This is a genomic window from Sediminispirochaeta smaragdinae DSM 11293, assembly GCF_000143985.1.
Taxonomy (GTDB): domain Bacteria; phylum Spirochaetota; class Spirochaetia; order DSM-16054; family Sediminispirochaetaceae; genus Sediminispirochaeta; species Sediminispirochaeta smaragdinae.
Window position 1 is genome coordinate 3845414 of record NC_014364.1, and the last position, 16363, is coordinate 3861776.

The 16363-nt window shown below is 53.0% G+C and carries 15 protein-coding genes; 4 read left to right on the forward strand and 11 right to left on the reverse strand.

Annotation, left to right across the window (positions count from 1 at the left end):
- Positions 1–39 precede the first annotated feature (39 nt).
- From lnt to lsrF, 9 genes are all read right to left on the reverse strand, one after another.
- Complete coding sequence (gene lnt, locus SPIRS_RS18030) at positions 40–2214, reverse strand: apolipoprotein N-acyltransferase (protein WP_148224101.1); 2175 nt, start codon at positions 2212–2214, stop codon at positions 40–42.
- 77 nt (positions 2215–2291) lie between these two features.
- Entirely contained in the window at positions 2292–2894 is a 603-nt protein-coding gene (locus SPIRS_RS18035) for an HAD family hydrolase (protein WP_013256121.1), read from the reverse strand.
- A gap of 11 nt (positions 2895–2905) precedes the next feature.
- Complete coding sequence (locus tag SPIRS_RS18040; protein WP_013256122.1) at positions 2906–3265, reverse strand: cupin domain-containing protein; 360 nt, start codon at positions 3263–3265, stop codon at positions 2906–2908.
- Between the two features lie 29 nt (positions 3266–3294).
- Entirely contained in the window at positions 3295–4851 is a 1557-nt protein-coding gene (lsrK, locus tag SPIRS_RS18045; RefSeq protein ID WP_013256123.1) for an autoinducer-2 kinase, read from the reverse strand.
- Between the two features lie 57 nt (positions 4852–4908).
- Entirely contained in the window at positions 4909–5952 is a 1044-nt protein-coding gene (gene lsrB / locus SPIRS_RS18050; protein WP_020610758.1) for an autoinducer 2 ABC transporter substrate-binding protein LsrB, read from the reverse strand.
- Positions 5953–6028: 76 nt separating this feature from the next.
- On the reverse strand, positions 6029–7036 hold the full coding sequence (locus tag SPIRS_RS18055) for an ABC transporter permease (protein ID WP_013256125.1): 1008 nt from the start codon (positions 7034–7036) through the stop codon (positions 6029–6031).
- Positions 7033–8037 carry an ABC transporter permease subunit gene (locus tag SPIRS_RS18060; RefSeq protein ID WP_013256126.1) on the reverse strand — a complete coding sequence of 335 codons (1005 nt, stop codon included), beginning with the start codon at positions 8035–8037 and terminating at the stop codon, positions 7033–7035. The genes SPIRS_RS18055 and SPIRS_RS18060 overlap by 4 nt, the downstream gene beginning before the upstream one ends.
- The gene (locus SPIRS_RS18065) at positions 8030–9538 is read right to left on the reverse strand and encodes a sugar ABC transporter ATP-binding protein (protein ID WP_013256127.1); all 1509 of its coding nucleotides are present in this window, start codon (positions 9536–9538) and stop codon (positions 8030–8032) included. The genes SPIRS_RS18060 and SPIRS_RS18065 overlap by 8 nt, the downstream gene beginning before the upstream one ends.
- A 17-nt stretch (positions 9539–9555) precedes the next feature.
- Complete coding sequence (gene lsrF, locus SPIRS_RS18070) at positions 9556–10422, reverse strand: 3-hydroxy-5-phosphonooxypentane-2,4-dione thiolase (RefSeq protein WP_013256128.1); 867 nt, start codon at positions 10420–10422, stop codon at positions 9556–9558.
- Positions 10423–10635: 213 nt separating this feature from the next.
- On the opposite strand from lsrF, the gene SPIRS_RS18075 reads away from it, so the two are divergent.
- The 3 genes from SPIRS_RS18075 (at position 10636) to SPIRS_RS18085 (ending at position 13565) form a co-directional block, all read left to right on the forward strand.
- Entirely contained in the window at positions 10636–11619 is a 984-nt protein-coding gene (locus SPIRS_RS18075; protein ID WP_013256129.1) for a sugar-binding transcriptional regulator, read from the forward strand.
- On the forward strand, positions 11619–12569 hold the full coding sequence (locus tag SPIRS_RS18080; RefSeq protein WP_013256130.1) for an AEC family transporter: 951 nt from the start codon (positions 11619–11621) through the stop codon (positions 12567–12569). The genes SPIRS_RS18075 and SPIRS_RS18080 overlap by 1 nt, the downstream gene beginning before the upstream one ends.
- Positions 12570–12794: 225 nt before the next feature.
- Positions 12795–13565 (forward strand): SDR family NAD(P)-dependent oxidoreductase, encoded by a 771-nt coding sequence (locus SPIRS_RS18085; RefSeq protein WP_013256131.1) that lies wholly within the window; start codon positions 12795–12797, stop codon positions 13563–13565.
- Between the two features lie 96 nt (positions 13566–13661).
- On the opposite strand, the gene SPIRS_RS18090 is transcribed toward SPIRS_RS18085, so the two are convergent.
- Both SPIRS_RS18090 and eda read right to left on the reverse strand, forming a co-directional pair.
- Positions 13662–14720 carry a sugar kinase gene (locus SPIRS_RS18090; RefSeq protein WP_013256132.1) on the reverse strand — a complete coding sequence of 353 codons (1059 nt, stop codon included), beginning with the start codon at positions 14718–14720 and terminating at the stop codon, positions 13662–13664.
- The gene (eda, locus tag SPIRS_RS18095; RefSeq protein WP_013256133.1) at positions 14713–15345 is read right to left on the reverse strand and encodes a bifunctional 4-hydroxy-2-oxoglutarate aldolase/2-dehydro-3-deoxy-phosphogluconate aldolase; all 633 of its coding nucleotides are present in this window, start codon (positions 15343–15345) and stop codon (positions 14713–14715) included. Before eda ends, SPIRS_RS18090 begins: the two co-directional genes overlap by 8 nt.
- Positions 15346–15496: 151 nt before the next feature.
- On the opposite strand from eda, the gene SPIRS_RS18100 reads away from it, so the two are divergent.
- Positions 15497–16345, forward strand: a complete 849-nt coding sequence (locus SPIRS_RS18100; protein ID WP_013256134.1) for an SAM hydrolase/SAM-dependent halogenase family protein — start codon at positions 15497–15499, stop codon at positions 16343–16345.
- Positions 16346–16363 lie beyond the last annotated feature (18 nt).

Below are 16363 nucleotides of genomic sequence, written 5' to 3' on the forward strand. Positions count from 1 at the left end.
TAATGATAGCTCGACGGCAGGCGTTGGTCAAGGCCTTTATCAGCGGCAGCGGTATCGGATGAGCCGGTACAACCGCACTATGAGTCCGGAAACGAGAAACAGAGGTAGGAACAAAAGGATCAGCCGGGGAAGCAGGTCGATGTGCCGCTGATAAAAGGTTTCAGGTCTCCCGTACAGTGGTACATCGGCAACGATATAACCGGGATGGTAATGAGGCAGTTCCACGCTGATCTTCCCGACAGGCGAGATGATGCAGGTAAGCCCGCTTGCCGTCGAACGAAGCAGGGGGCGACGGTTTTCAACAGCCCGAAAGAGGGCGTTTGCGGCGTGTTGCTGTCCCTCGGTTTCGGTCCTACTCCAAAAATCATTGGAAATATTGAGGATCATATCGACTCCGGGTAGCACATGTGCCGCCACCTCACCGGGGAAGCTGTCCTCAAAACAGATGGGGGTGATAAAATCGGCCCTGGGGTGGGAAAAGATCACCGAATTGCTTCCGGCCTCCCACAAGGTGGCGTCGAAGTCGGTCAGAATTTTATAGAAAAGGGGAAATTGCTTTTCATAGGGAAAGTACTCGGAGAAGGGAACCATATGCATCTTTCGATAGGTGGCGATACGCTCCCCGGTATCCGAGAAGAAAACCGAGGCGTTGTAGTGGTTTCGTATGTTCCCGCCGTCATCACCGGTCACCTCGTCGTAGTCATCATTGCCGGTCAAAAGCCAGGTGCCGAGTTGCCGCTGAAAATGCAGAAGCCGGTTGGCAAGGGCCGCATTGGGATGCGAGGAAGGATCCATGGCGCCCCACTTCCGGAGATTCGGTACAAAGGCCGTTTCAGACCAGGCGACAAGATCGACCGGTTTCCCGCTTCTTTTTAACGCGACCACATCATCAGGAAGTGTATCAGACAGAGAGCTCGTCGGCGACGAGAGGGCAGCACGGGTTAGGGATTCCAGAACATCGAGGGTCGATGCGTAGTCGTTTTTACGAGGGTCGGTGTTCTGCTGGATAAGGGCCACGGTTATTTCGCTTTTCGCTTCACGGGCTTCCCATGCTTTGAGGGCGACAAGACCGTAGACCATTACGGAGAGGGTCATGGCAACAAGGAGCAGCGCCTCGCAACGACGTACACTATTCCATCCTCCCGCTCCCCCGCCCTGGGCGATTCCTTCTATAAGGGAAGCAACGAAGGCGGCAAAGAGCCAGAGAAAGAGATTGACACCCCACACGCCGAAAAGGGAGGCAATCTGGATCACCACCGGATAGCGGTACTGGCTGGTGCCGAGAATCCCCCAGGGGTAGCCGAGAAAGCCCCCGGAGCGAATAAAATCAAAGGCGACCCATATCAACGCCATCAGAGGCAGCCGAAGACGCCGCCCCAGGGGGCCCGGAACGGCCCTTGAGAGCAATAAAAGCAGGGGAATATAGAGGCAGTAGATCACAATGTGAAAATCGGTAACAAAATGGAGGGAAAGCAGATCGTAGGTACCAAGCCAGTAGTTACCGAGAAGCGCCTGAAGTGTCCCGTAGGATACGCCGGCGAAAAGGGCCCTGACAGGCGAGGTATACGACAGCACCAAAAGCAGGGGAATCGGTGCGATATAGCCTATCCAGCCGATCCCCTTTACCGCCAAAGGTGTGGAAAACGAAAGGCTTACAAGCACGGCCGAAGCAAGGGCGAGGAGCGTTGACCAACGCCGAAGAAACAGATCCAAGCCGCTGCTTCCTTCTGCAGAAAGCCGTCCTCGTCGTCCGATACGAGCGGCAACGTAACCGACACCATCGAGCACTACAAGGGGAAGATAGCGGATCAAACTGTTAAGCCGTTGGAGGGAAGAATCGGGGGCAAGTCTGAGGTTCCCCTTTGTCTCGGCAAACCACTGAGCATAACTCATATTGGCATTGGCAGCAAAAATCAATGAAAAAAGCAGAAAAAGAAGCGAGGGAACGAGCAGAAGTTCACTGCCAACGGAAAGGCGTCTGAGCCGTATTCCGGTGCCGAGACGGCCCCTCGTTTTCCCCATCTTTGTGGAAAGGAGCCACAGAAAGTGAAGGGAGAGCAGCAGGGCCAGGGCAATATCCTCGCCCAGGCCGCCACCGGAGGCCATGCCTACAGGTCCCTTAATAAGGTGGGTAAGAGGAACCGCCAATCCCACGATGGCAAAGGCCGGGAACCACTGTTCAAATGACCAGCCAAAAGCGCTTCTCCGTCGCATGTTGTCACCATACAACGAAAGCATAGCTCCGGAAAAGTCCGATTCGTCAGAATGGTGTTAGGAAGACGATCCCGACATCAAAAAAGAACGTCGGAAGTACATGCCGAAACATCGGTGACCATCATGCCGGCGGAACGAGCCGCCCGGATGCCGACGGGGCTATCCTCAAAGACCTGGCAAAACTCCGGGGCCCGGCCCATAAGGCGCGAAGCCTCCAGGTAGATCTCCGGATCGGGTTTCGGGCGATCCACATCCTCCGCAGCAAGCAGAAAATCGAAACGTCCGACAAGCCCTGCGGCCTTGATATTCAGCTCGGCTATCCGGCGGTGTTCCGAGGTGGCGAGGCAGACGGGAAGCCTTCCAAAATAGTCGGTAAGAAGCGTGACAACAGGCTCTATCGGCCGCGCAAAAACGAGGTCGGAGGCGTAATGAGCCTCCTGTCGCTCCACATGCAATCGAAAATCAAGGGGCCTTGCAAGAAGCAAAGAAAGCCGTTCGACCATGTCGTTCTTTCCATACCCGATAATCGCCTTAAACTGCTGGGGCGAAAGGCTATAGTTGTCAAGCTCCAGAAGCGTCGCTTTCCATGCCCGATAGTGAATAGCGAGGGTGTCCACCAGGGTCCCATCGATATCGAAGATGAGAGCCCTGGCGGCAGGGTCGATAGAAAGGGTCAACATGGGAACCAGGATCAGGCGGGAACCCAGTCCACATCAACCTTATCTTTCGGGTCATAGGGAGCCTTCACAAACATCGCTTTCCAGGGCTTATCCCCGACATTTTTCAGATAGTGGTTGCTTTTCGGGGGCACATGAATGAGGTCTCCCTCGTTCAGCACGATCTTCTGTTCATCCACATAGATCTCAACACTTCCTTCGAGGGTGAAAAAATCCTCCTCGATCCGTTCATGATAATGACAGGTAAAGTCCTCACCGGGCATGATAACAACCATGCCGATATCGACATGTGGTCCCCGTAAAAGGTATTTCGGACCGGATATGCCGTCGAATCGGTAGGCTACTTCCTTTTCGTTGATCATCTTGTACGTCAAAATTCTTCCTCCATGCTATAATTGCGGGCTCATTCGCCCGGCGCTTTCCACATTGATGTCGTGACACCGGCATCCACCAGGCTAAGCTGCTGCGTATATGCCTTTAGCCAACGGTCATAGGTTTCCTGGTACACCGAGGCGTTGCCCCGATCAGGTTCGAAGAGTCGTTCCTTTCGAACGACCGCCGCCACCCCGTCGGAAAAACTTCCGTAAAGGCCGGTGCCCTTTCCTGCGCAGATTGCGGCTCCCAGGGCCGTGGCCTCCTTTACCTTACGGGTCTCCACCGGGACCTGAAGCACATCGGCAAGGATCTGGCACCAGAAGGGATCGACAGATCCTCCGCCGGCAAAAATAACCTTTTCGGGAAAGGTACCGGTAAAGTCCCTGATGCGCAGAAGATTTGCCTTTGTCACGATCGCGGCGTTTTCGAGGATGGATCGCCCCATGGCCGCCCGGGTGGAAATATTTCCTTCCACACTGAGGTTTAAAAACGATGGAGCGGCATGATACCACTTCGAATAGTTCATCGGGCCCGAAAAGATGGGAATGATTCCCTTTGATCCCGGGGGGACCTGGGCCGCCATTTCCGAAATCAGGGCATAGGCCGATATGTTACGCCTCGCGGCCTCCTGCTTCAGATCGGGACAGACGGCGTCCCGGAACCAACGCATCACAATGCCGGGATAGAAGACGATGGTCTCCGCCTGCCAGAGCTCGGGAACGGCATGGAAATTGATGCGGACCCGGCGACTTGCATCCTCAAAGGGCCTGTTCATGTTCAGTTCCTGCTGCCAGAAACTGCCTCCGAACACCGCGCAATCCCCCGCCAGCACGGCACCTACCCCGATGCTGCCGAGCTGGGCATCCCCGCCTCCGGTGACGATGGGAAGCCCCTTTGGCAAGCCAGTGCGGAGAGATGCTTCACTGCCGACGGCTCCGATCACCTCGCCGGACTCATGGACCGCAGCGGAAAGAAGCTCTTTTTTGATACCGCAGTCCCTGGCAAGAGCAGGGTCCCAAGAGCGGGTTTTAAGGTTGAAAAGGCCGGTGGTGCCACCGTTGGAAGGATCGATGCTCAAAGGGGCACCAAGTCTATGGGCGATCCAGTCGCTGAGCATCGCCACCGATGCAGCCTTTTCATAGATATCGGGTCTGCGCTCCTTGACCCAAAGCAGCCTGGCAATGGCTGCCAGGGAATAGGTCTGGCCTGAGGCCTTGTAGACCTGCTCCTCAAGCTCCGGATGATCTTTTCGAAGGGCAATTACCTGCTCGACGGACCTGGCATCGACATTTGAACAGGCCCATATCTCGTTGCCCTGATGATCGAACAGAACGATCGCTTCCCGCATGCTGGTTGCAGCGACCCCTGCGAGATCGAGATCGGAAACCTGCGAGAGCGCCTCTTTCAGGCAGTTCTCAAGCAATTTCCAATTTCGTTCCCAGTCAAATCTCATGGAACCGGGAACCCCTTCCTCTTCGGGATGGCTCCATTCACGGCCTACCGCCGCTACCTGTCTACCGGTTTCATCAAATATGACTGCTCGACCGCTTCCGGTACCCGCATCCAGTGCCAACAGATGTTTCATTCCTCTACCCTCTCAGCTTATGAAGCGGGGCCGCCGAAACGACCCCATGGTACTAGTTTAGAAATCGTAGTTATCGATATTTTCTGCGTTAAAAACGGTTCGTTCGGGAAGTAAGATGATGCCGTTTCCGTCCGCTTCGTAGTCGTATCCCTGAACCGAGTTCGGGGAAACCTTAACCGTTCCGACTCCGGGTACATCAAAGGAGTCGCCGACGTTATACACCGTGCCGTTTGCAAGTTGGTTGGCAACATAAACGGCCAGTTTGCCCTGGACAACAACATCCCAGAGGGCAAAGCGGTTCACCGTACCGGACTTTACGTACTGCTTCATGGCATTCGGTGTGGAAAAGCCGACAATGATGACCTTCCCGCCGATACCCATGTTCTCTGCAGCCTGTGCCGCGGCAGGGAGAGCGGTGGAATCGGGACACAGAATCGCATCAAGTTCCGGATAGGTTGTGAAAATATCGGTGGCGGTCTGGAGGGATTTCTGGGGATCCTGATAACCGTATTGGGTTGTAACAACCTCCCAATTGCCGTGTTCGCTTGCGATGGTCTCCTTTGCAACATTTACCCACTGATTCTGGTCGGTGACCTCCGGGCTGGAATAGAAAAATGCAACCTTGGCGGCCTTTCCCCCCACCTGATCGGCAACCATCTTTACGAGAAGCTTTCCAAGTTGCTGAGGGGTCCCTTGATTGATGTAGTAGGAGCGGTAGCGTGGATCGACATCGGAGTCCCAGGTCAAAACCTTGACCCCCTTGTCCATCGCCCGCTTCAGTGCCTGGTTGAGCCCGTCGGGAGAAAGGGCGGAAACGGCAATCGCATCGTATCCCTGGTTTACAAAGTTGTTGATATATTCGATCTGCGCGCTGACACTGGCCTCGCTGGGACCATCGTATTTGACGGAAATTCCCAACTCCTTGCCCATCTCCACGGCGCCTTTGCCGCCTGATTCAAAAAAGCCGTTACCGGTAATCTTCGGAATGAACGCAACACGTGTTCCTCCTGCTTCGCCCTGCCCGCCGGCGAAGGAAAAGGAAACGATAAGCAGGCTTAAAAGTACTATCATGCCCGCCATTCTCATCATGCTTCTCATCATTACACCTCCGTGAGAATTATTATGCTTCCGCCTCACAACGAGACGGCAAGAACCACATGAACCGCCCCCGACCTCATTAAGCCTGGAGCCCAATACGCAGTGCCCTCCGATTGAGACGCTGCTGTTTGAAAAAGGAGTACCCGACCTTCCCGACAACGGTGGCGATCAGAATAAAACCGGTTACCACCTGGGATACATCGTTGGTGACCCCCATGGACATCAATCCCTGCTTCAAAACACCGAGGAAGATCCCCGCGATCAAGGTGCCTGCCACGCTCCCTTTTCCTCCCTGGATGTCCGTTCCTCCCAAGACAACGGCGGTAAGAGCGGGAAGCAGCGCTTCCGATCCGAGATCCGATCGCGCCGAGGTAAAATAGGAGGTAAGGAGGATACCGGCGATGGCGGCACCGATGCCGGTGAGCGAATAGGTGATCAGCAGGGTCTTCCTGATTTTTATACCGCTGTAGCGGGCCGCTTCCATGTTGTCGCCGATCAGATAGAGAGAACGTCCGACCCTGTTCTTTTTTAGGAAAAGACTTAAAACGAGGGAGAAAAGCAGAACGATGATAAGGCTGTTAGGAACAGCTCCGAGGCCTCCGTAGGCAAGGGAAACAAAGCCCTCGGGAAATCCCCCGATTCCGTTGTAACCGGAAGCGCCGAGACTCCCGGCAATCCCGGTTGCCAGTCCCGAATAGAGGAACATCGTTCCCAGGGTAATAACAATGGCCGGGATATCCGTAGAGGAAACGAGGAGACCATTAAACAATCCGGCCAAAAAACCTGCCAGAAAACCGGCAAGGATCGATACCCCGATGGGCAGGCCCATCTGCCAGGAAAAACCTGTTACGATGGAGGTAAGTCCCATCATCGAGGCGATGGAGATATCGATTCCTCCGGTAATAACCACCAGGGTAAGCGGCACGGCAACTAGCAGGATGTGGGCAAAATCACTCGTCGTATAGAGCAAATTCGAAAAGTTGAAGAACGACGAATTGATCAGGCCGAAAACCGCGATCTCCAGAAAAAGCGCAAGAAGGATAAAGTATTCCCATCGTTTAAAGGAAACACTGCTTACGAGTTTCATACGGCCCCCTCCTCAAGTGCGGACTCTTCAAGTACAAGCTGGGCCCGTCTGCTTTTCAGCTGAGCCTCGAAGGCTTTTCTGAACCTGAAATCGAGTAAAACGACCGAGAGCAGAATGGCCCCGGCAATCGCGTCGTTCCAGAATGCAGGAACCTTCAGGAAAACAAGGATGGAATCGATCGTGGTAAGAAACAGGCCTCCGACCAGGGCTCCCATGGGGCCGCCTACCCCGCCGGAAAGGCTTACCCCACCGAGAACGCAGGCGGCGACGGCCCTCATCTCCTGGCCGGAACCCGTCTGCATCGGGATAAAACCGATCTGCGACACAAAAACCAGACCGGCAAGGCCGGCAAAAAGACCAGCAAAGACATGGGCCCAAAAGACTCCCGCCTTTACATGAATTCCCATGAAAAAGGCACCTTCCCGGTTGTCTCCGACATAGTGGAAGATACGTCCGGCCCTTGTTTTCTGGATGATAAGAGCACTGATGATCCCGAGAAGGAGAACAATCCAGGCAAGAGCACTGATGCCAAAAAGGTCGATACCGGCAATACGCTTATAAGATGTGACAACGTGGTCGATCCAGCTACCGCCGGTGAGGATGTACATGGTGCCTCGGAATACCCCCATGGTACCGAGGGTCATGATAATGGGAGGAACGCCGATGAGCCCGACCCCTATGCCATTGACAGCTCCCGCTGCAAATCCCGCCAAGAGTCCCAGGATCATGCTCACGGGAATGGAGATTCCCGCGTTCAGGGAAAGCCCCACAGCAACGGCGCTCAGACCGGTGATGGCACCGACCGAAACATCGATACCGCCGGTAAGCAGGACAAACATCTCACCTAAGGCGATCAAAACGATAATAAGTGAGGAATCTATGATTCCCGATAGCGTCGAGACCCTAATAAAAAGGGGGTTGATGATCCCAACGACGATAATGAGCACAATCTGAATCAGAAAGACCAGAAATGCCCGTTTTCTTATTAGTACGCTAAACATGGCTACCCTGCACTCCAAAGGCTCCCGCCGTAACGGTTTCGATGTCGCATTCGCTTCGTGCATACTCACCGGTGATCTGACCGTGGTACATAATGTAAATGCGGTCGCTCAGTTCTAGAATCTCTTCGAGATCGGAAGAGATAAGTAAGACGCCGACCCCCTGAGCCGTCAGCGACCTGATGATGTTGTACACGTCAAGACGGGCTTCGGCATCGACACCCCTTGTCGGTTCGTCAAGGATGATCACGCTGGGATCACAGGCAATCACCCGTGAAAGTACCACCTTTTGCTGATTCCCGCCCGAAAGGGTCGATGCGACCTGATCGGGGCCAGCCACCTTTATTCTGAACTGCTCGATGAAGCGTTTGGCAATGCCGTACTCTTTCCCCGACGACATGAATACCTTTCCGAAACGGTGGAGGATGCTGGAAGTCGTGGTAAAGTAATTGGGCTGTCCGAGAAAAATTCCGTGAGCCGCACGATCTTCCGGCACATAGACGAGCCCGGATTCCTGACAGCGGCCGGGGGTCCGGCCGTCGATTTCCTTGCCGGAAACAAAAACCTTGCCTGCACTTCCTCCGGTGATTCCCATGACAGCCTCTGCAAGTTCCGTCCGTCCCGCACCCACGACACCGGCAAGACCCACAATCTCCCCGCTTTTGACATTGAGCGAAACATCTTTGAAATCCTCGGAGCTGAAGCCCTGTAGTTCAAAAACGGTCTCATCACCGATGGATTGCCGCCTCTCTTCGCAAGGGTCCTCCCTGCCCGCCTTTCCTTCAGGTAACATGGCTTTGACCAACTTGATGTGATCAAGTTTAGAAGTCGCTTCACAAAGCACCATGTTCCCATCCCGAAGAACACTCACCCGGTCCGAAATCTCAAGTATTTCATTAAGCCTGTGAGAGATGAAGAAGATGCCTATCCCCTGGGATTTGAGAACCCTCAACCGCTCGAAAAGGGAGTTCACCTCTTTGAAGGTGAGGGTCGAGGTCGGCTCGTCCAGGATAAGCACTCTGGCCTTGCGGATAAGACCGCGAATGATTTCGAGCAGCTGCTGTTGTGCTATGCTCAAAGCCCCCGCAAGCTCTGAGAGATCCTCGCAAAAGCCAAGGGCTTCTCCTATTCGGACAATCTCCCTGGTCATATCGCCGACCTTACACCCCGTCCCCAAGATGACATTCTCTTCGATACTGAGGTGGGGAAAGATCTGAGGCTCCTGTGGAACCAGATAGATGTGCCCCATATGGGCCTGCGAGGGGTTTTGGAAGACCACCTCTTCTCCGTCCACAAGGATCGTCCCGGCATCACGACCATAGATCCCGGAAACGATCTTCATGAGGGTCGACTTTCCCGAGCCGTTTCCCCCGAGTAAAGCGTGGATCTCCCCCTCCCGAAGGGTCATATTGACCCCTTTGAGAACAGAAACACCGCTGAAGGATTTCCAGATATTTGAGAGCACCAAGATTTCCTCTTTTTGCTTCTCTTCCGCAGTTTCCATATGACCTCGATTCCGTTTTAGTGAAGCTTGCTATCTTCGATATCCCGGGCTGTTACCTTGAACAGTTCAACACGCTTTGTCTCTTCATTACAAAGATCGTTGGTATACTCGAGGGCCTGTTTCACAGAAAAGTTTTCATGGATGATTTTCTGTACCCCCTGGATAATCGCCGAGGGATACTCGGACTGCCAGATGTTCCTTCCCATATCCACTCCGATGGCTCCTTCCTGGATCGATCGGTAACAAAGGGTCAGTACATCCTCGTAGGTATCAAGCTTCGGCCCTCCGGCGACCACGATGGGAACAGGGGTCTTCGTCACGACCTCTTCAAAACCGTCACAATAGTAGGTCTTGACGATATCGGCTCCCAACTCGGCTGCAATCCGCGAAGCGTGAGCAAGGTAGCGCTTCTCTTTTTTATCTTTCAGCGCCTTTCCTACCGCAGTCACGCCGAGGACCGGCAGATCAAAGCGTGCCGCATCGCTGATCATCGTACTTAGATTGAGAATGGTCTGATGAGAGTGCTCGGCACCGACAAAAATGGAAACGGCAACGGCGGAGGCATTGAGCCTGACCGCTTCTTCTGCGGTGAGGATAAGCCCTTCATCATCGATATCCTTATCTAAGATGGTATTACCACCGGAAGCCCGCAAAACACAGCCCTTGCCAAAATCGGGATCTATACTACTTGTCAGGACACCTGGGCTGAGCATCAGGGAATCGGTATACGGAAGTAACTTCTCAATGGCCTTCGACGGAACCTCCATGCCGGTGGTCGGCCCCATGAAATAGCCATGATCGATGGCAAGCATCAAGGCCCTGCCATCACCCTTCACAATCTGAGAAAGACGACGTTTTTTTCCCCAAGAGATATTGTCAAACATAAGCTCTCCTATTTGTAGTTGTATTACAAGATTATTTGTTACAAATTAATTTAAACATATGATATTTTATTTGTCAACATTTTGTTTTATACAAATTATCATTTTTAATTGTTACATTTGTTATTTACATTTGTTTTTTCATCATGTATACTTTTATTGAATTTTTACGAAACTACAGGTAAGGTAGAAATCAAGCACAACGAGGACGCAGGTATGGTTACCATCGAAAAAGAGGAGTATCGAAAGGCCCTTTTGGCAAAGATTGCCTATTTGTACTACAACGAAGGCAAGAACCAGCAGGAAATATCAACGGAGGTGGGAATTGCCCGTCCCATCATCTCAAAAATGCTGAATGAAGCCAGAGAAACTCATATCGTCGAAATTCGGGTTAAGCATCCCTGGACCTCGCAAAGTCTTGAAACGGAGATCATACAAAGGTTTGGTCTGAAAGAGGCCAGAATCATCGTCTGCCAAAATGAAGAGACCGACTGCAGCATGGCCGACCTGGGAAGGGTTGCAGCGGACTACTTCAACAGTGTTGTCCGTCCGGATTCAATCATCGGAATTTCCTGGGGAAAAGCCTTACGGGAGATGCTTCGCTGCATCGAACAAAGAGAACTTCCAGATGCCAAGGTCATCCAGCTCATCGGCGCATCAGGGTCGGAAATTGTCACCACCGACGGCCCCCGCTACGCCCAGATGCTCGCCGAAAGACTAAGCTGCTCCAGCTTTTATCTTCATGTTCCCCTGGTGGTCGAAAGCGAATCGGTACGCAACGCTCTTTTACAGGATATCAGAATCCACAACACCCTTGCCAATGCGAGGAAGGCTAATATCACCTTCGTGGGAATCGGCTATACCGAAGACATTGATAACTACAGTCTCCTTCGAACCGGATACATAACAAAGGATGAGCTGCGCAAGCTTATAAAAGAAGGTGCGATCGGTGATATTTGTGCCCGCCACTTCGATATAGAAGGCAATTATCTCGACACGGACTTCGACCGCAGGACCATAGGAATCAGTTTAGAGGATCTTAGGCAGATCGATACGGTTGTCGGGGTCTCGGGAAACAGTGTCAAGGCACCGGCCCTCTACGGCGCCCTGAGGGGAGGGTATCTCAATGTGCTGATTACCGACAGTGCGACTGCGATAGCCCTCATAAAGATAGACGAAAAAAGAAAGAAGAAAGCATAATGAAAGAGCAGTTTCTATCGATTATAATCACCATCGGCCCGATTCTCATTCTGCTTATCAGCGGCATGCTGTTACGGACCATGCACGTCATAGACCCAACGCATGTTCAAGGGCTCCAGATTTTGGTCCTCAAAGTGATCCTTCCTTCCGCCCTTTTTTTGACCTTCCTCGATATGCGCCTGCAAGGCAATTATATTCTGCTGCCCCTCTTTGCCTTTTTTCTTTGTGTGGTAACCTATGCCTACGGTTTCGCTATGAGGAAGAAGTTTCATGAACCTCCAGCCTTTCGCTACCTCATGAGCTCTTTTGAATTCGGGATGATGGGCATCACCCTTTTTGTCGCAGCCTTCGGGCAGCAACAGCTTGGGAAGATTGCCATTATAGGGCTCGGCCAGGAGTTCTTCGTCTGGTTTATCATGGTCCCGTCGCTAAGCGGGCTTACCGGCTCCCGCTCAGATACAACGAAAGTAATCAAAAGCTTTGTGACCAATCCGGCCCTCGTCGCTATATTTGCCGGCCTCGTTCTTAACATAAGCGGTTTTCCAAGGTGGGGAGAAGATACCCTTCCCGCCCGCCTTCTGATATCGACCCTAAAAAGCCTAAGTCCAGCCTTGGTTCCCATGATTCTGATCATCATAGGCTACAACATGGATTTTAAACCACGCTACATGAAACAAGCGGCCATGATTTTTCTGCAAAGAATCATCATCATGGGCCCCCTTGCACTACTTTTCATCATTTTTATTATGGGGCCGGTCCTCCATCTTGATCGCTTTTTTCTTTACGCCGTCATCACCCTGATCATCCTTCCACCGCCCTTTGTCATTCCGCTTTTCCTTCCCCAAAAAAGAGAGGGGGAGATTCCTCAGATTAATGGGGTTCTGATGGGGTATACACTGTTGACTGTTGCAGCTTTCTGCCTCTTTGTGGTGATTGTTGATCTTCAGTAGTGTCAGGAATCGTGGTGATTTTATGCCGTTTTTGCCGGAAACAGCCTTATGTTTCCGGCAGTACCTGATTTTTCGTACCTGTCTCTTTGTAACTGACAGGATGAAAAGAAATTGGGGTGCCTTGATCACCACGATTCGGAACAGTAGGGAACGACCACCACTCTGGACAGGATTCACCATTCCCATCACAATATAGCCACCCCATCCTATGGAGAGGTTCGCCACATGAAAACCCTACAAGCCCCACTCCTTTTTTCGCTTGAAGGCAAAGTCGCCCTCGTAACAGGCGGCGGTGTCAATATCGGACGGGGTATTAGCCGTACCCTGGCCGAAGCGGGAGCCAAGGTGCTGGTTGCCTATCATTCATCATCCTCTGCGGCCGAAAAAACCGTTCAGGAAATTAACAACGAGGGAGGACTCGCCGAAGCTTTCCGCGTCGATGTCTCGGAGGAGAAAGCGGTAGAAGCTCTTTTCGGAGAAATTCTGAAAAAAGAGGGTGCGCTCGATATCCTGGTGAACAACAGCGGAGTCCTATCTTTATCGGAGCAGAGCGAGTTGTCGGTGGCCGAATGGGACCGAATATTCGGTATAAATGCCCGGGGAGTCTTTCTTTGCTGCAGGGAGGCAGCGAAGAGCATGCATCCGGGATCTGCCATCGTCAATGTGGCAAGCATCAATGCCATTCACCCCGGTTTCGGCAAAAGTGCCCATTACGATGCCACAAAGGGAGCCGTGGCAGCCTACACTCGCAGCTTGGCAGCCGAACTCGGCCCTTCGGGGATACGAGTGAACGCAGTCGCTCCCGGACTTATCGATTCACCACAGCTGAGAAAACGCGCTCCCGAACTTGTGGAATCTGTAGTCCGAAGAAGCCCTTTGGGACGCCTATCGCTCCCCGAAGATATTGGAGCAGGGGTGTTATTCCTTGCCTCAAGGGCCTCAGGCAACATCACTGGGCAGCTACTCGTTATCGACGGAGGCTACCTGCTTAGCTAAGGCATATTACATTTTCAGTGTTCCGAATCCTGGTGGTGATGGAATTATGTCTCTTCAAGCACCATGATTCGGAACAGTAGATAAAAAAAGCCCCGGCTATCGGCGAACCCTCCCCGAGCCGTCTCCCGACATAAGCCGAAGCACCTCCTGTCTGGAGACAAGGTTGAGATCACCGGAGATCGAATGTTTAAGGCAGCCTGCGGCAACGGCAAATTCCAGGGCCTCTTGCTCATCATCAAGACACAAGGAACCGTAAATAAGTCCGGCGGCAAAGGCATCGCCACCTCCTACACGATCAACGATATCGCGGATCTCATATCTGCGGCTCATATAGATATCGCCGCGAGTGGCAAGCAAAGCCGACCAACCGTTGGAATCGGCGCTCCTGGCCTCACGTAAGGTGATGGCCAGTTTGGAAAGATTGGGATAACGACCGAGCACAAGGGAGGCAAGATCCCGATAGCGGTCGACTTCAAGGCCACCGGAAGAAACATCGATATCCAGGCCGATGCCCAAAGAGTGCTGGCAGTCCTCCTCATTGGCGACGGCAATATCGACATACGGGAGAAGCTCCCCCATCACCTGTGGGGCACTTTTCCCGTATTTCCATAGCTTTTTGCGGAAATTAAGATCGCAGGAAACGGTAAGCCCCATCTCTTTTGCAGTCCGAACCGCCGCGATACTGAGTGCGGCCGCCGTCTCCGATATGGCAGGGGTAATGCCGGTGATATGAAACCAGCTAGCTCCCGCAAAAAGGGCGCTGAGATCAACCTCTTCCCGCCGAAGCAGAGCTATTGCAGAACCGGAACGATCGTAGAGCACGTTGCTGGCCCGCTGGTTGGCACCGGTCTCAAGAAAATAGATGCCGATGCGCTCACCCTGCCGTATAATCGCAGAGGTATCGACGCCTCGTCGACGCAACTCTCCCACTGCGGCATCCCCCAGGGGGCCCTCGGGCAGTGCGGTGAAAAATGCCGCATCAAGGCCGAAAGAAGCAAGAGAAACGGCAACATTGGCCTCTCCTCCGCCGAAACTCGCCTCAAGAAAGGGCGTTTGCAAAAGCCTTGTGTGGCCGGGACTGGTAAGTCGCAGCATGATTTCGCCCAGGGTAACGACCCTTGTATTGGCTGCAGAAGTCGCTTTTTGATCAAACATCCGCAACTCCCCTCACAAGATTCAGACTCTTTCTGACCTCCGCCGCAATGCCTTCGGCCGTACCGGCCTTGGTGAGCCAGCTGCCGCCGCAGGCCGATACCATGGGAAGAGCAAGGTACTCCCTCACATTATCAAGGCTGATACCACCAGAGGGTAAAAAGTGTATCTGAGGATACACAGGAGCAACAGCCTTGAGAAATCGCACTCCCCCCGAAACCTCGGCAGGGAAGAACTTCAAAACCGACAACCCTTTTTCAAGAGCCCATTCGATCTGACTCGGGTTGGAAACCCCCGGAATTATTACGGTCCCGGTACGAAGAACATGATCAACAAGACTTGGATTGAAACCGGGAGACACAATAAACCGAGCACCTGCCGAACGTGCGGCATCGGCCTGGGACGGGGTAAGAACAGTTCCCGCTCCGACTAAAAGTTCCGGGAATTCTTTACAAAGGAGCGCTATTCCCGCCTCGGCATATTCCGAACGAAAGGTTATCTCAGCAATAGGAAGCCCCCCATCACACAACCCCTTTCCAATACAGCGAGCATCTTCAAGATGTTCCAGTTTGATAACAGGAATAAGCCCATAGGGCCGTATGGCCTGTAAAAATTGATCACTGTTCATACATAGAGCATACTCGTAAAGCCCATTTCAAACAAGTTCGATCATGTCTGTTGCTATCAACAAGATGTCGGCAACTATACCGATCATCTCCCGATAGCCATTCCTTCGTATCAATCTTGCAACATCCCCCCATCTTGCGTATCATTCATGCATGAGAAAGACAAACGGCAGCCTTGTGTTTCAAAGCGACTTCGGAACCATCGACGGTGCGGTCAGCGCCATGTACGGTGTGGCGGAAGCGGTTAGCGATAATCTGAAATTGTACGATCTTACCCATGAGATTCCGCAGTTCAACATCTGGGAGGCCAGTTACCGTCTGATTCAGACCATCGAATATTGGCGGCCGGGAACGGTCTTTGTGTCGGTGGTGGATCCCGGGGTCGGCACCAGCAGGAAAAGCGTGGTGGCCCTGGCACAAAGCGGCCACTACATCGTCACGCCCGACAACGGAACCCTGACGCATATATCCGAATCCATCGGCATTACCGCCATGCGCGAGATAGAAGAGAGTATCAACCGCCTCGGCGGCAGCGAAAAGAGCTACACCTTTCACGGCCGGGATGTCTACGCCTATACCGGGGCCAGACTTGCCTCGGGAGTGATCACCTTTGAACAGATTGGGCCTGAGCTTGCGCCGGAACCTGTCACCATCGCTCATCAGCCTGCGGAACTAAAGGATGGAATCATCACCGCAAGTATCGACATCCTCGACGCCCGTTACGGAAGCCTCTGGACCAATGTTCCCCGGACCATGTTCGAAGAGCTCGGGGTCGAATACGGCCATACGGTATTGGTGGAGATCAGCAAATACGGCAACACCGTATACGGGAACCGGCTTATCTTCGGTAAATCCTTCAGCGACGCGGCAATCGGCCAGTCGCTGGTCTACATCAATTCACTGCTGAACGTGGGTATTGCCGTGAATCAGGGAAACTTCTCCAGGGCCCACAACATCGAGTCCGGGCGGGGCTGGGTGGTGCGTCTGTCCAAGGGTGATTAACGCAAAAACAATAATACA

Coding starts and splice junctions, on each gene's coding strand:
- SPIRS_RS18055 (WP_013256125.1), bottom strand. CDS start 7,036: ATGAAACTCGTAAGCAGTGTTTCCTTTAAACGATGGGAATACTTTATC.
- SPIRS_RS18080 (WP_013256130.1), top strand. CDS start 11,619: ATGAAAGAGCAGTTTCTATCGATTATAATCACCATCGGCCCGATTCTC.
- SPIRS_RS18100 (WP_013256134.1), top strand. CDS start 15,497: ATGAGAAAGACAAACGGCAGCCTTGTGTTTCAAAGCGACTTCGGAACC.
- SPIRS_RS18090 (WP_013256132.1), bottom strand. CDS start 14,720: ATGTTTGATCAAAAAGCGACTTCTGCAGCCAATACAAGGGTCGTTACC.
- SPIRS_RS18085 (WP_013256131.1), top strand. CDS start 12,795: ATGAAAACCCTACAAGCCCCACTCCTTTTTTCGCTTGAAGGCAAAGTC.
- SPIRS_RS18035 (WP_013256121.1), bottom strand. CDS start 2,894: ATGTTGACCCTTTCTATCGACCCTGCCGCCAGGGCTCTCATCTTCGAT.
- SPIRS_RS18065 (WP_013256127.1), bottom strand. CDS start 9,538: ATGGAAACTGCGGAAGAGAAGCAAAAAGAGGAAATCTTGGTGCTCTCA.
- SPIRS_RS18060 (WP_013256126.1), bottom strand. CDS start 8,037: ATGTTTAGCGTACTAATAAGAAAACGGGCATTTCTGGTCTTTCTGATT.
- lnt (WP_148224101.1), bottom strand. CDS start 2,214: ATGCGACGGAGAAGCGCTTTTGGCTGGTCATTTGAACAGTGGTTCCCG.
- lsrK (WP_013256123.1), bottom strand. CDS start 4,851: ATGAAACATCTGTTGGCACTGGATGCGGGTACCGGAAGCGGTCGAGCA.
- lsrB (WP_020610758.1), bottom strand. CDS start 5,952: ATGATGAGAAGCATGATGAGAATGGCGGGCATGATAGTACTTTTAAGC.
- lsrF (WP_013256128.1), bottom strand. CDS start 10,422: ATGTTTGACAATATCTCTTGGGGAAAAAAACGTCGTCTTTCTCAGATT.
- SPIRS_RS18075 (WP_013256129.1), top strand. CDS start 10,636: ATGGTTACCATCGAAAAAGAGGAGTATCGAAAGGCCCTTTTGGCAAAG.
- eda (WP_013256133.1), bottom strand. CDS start 15,345: ATGAACAGTGATCAATTTTTACAGGCCATACGGCCCTATGGGCTTATT.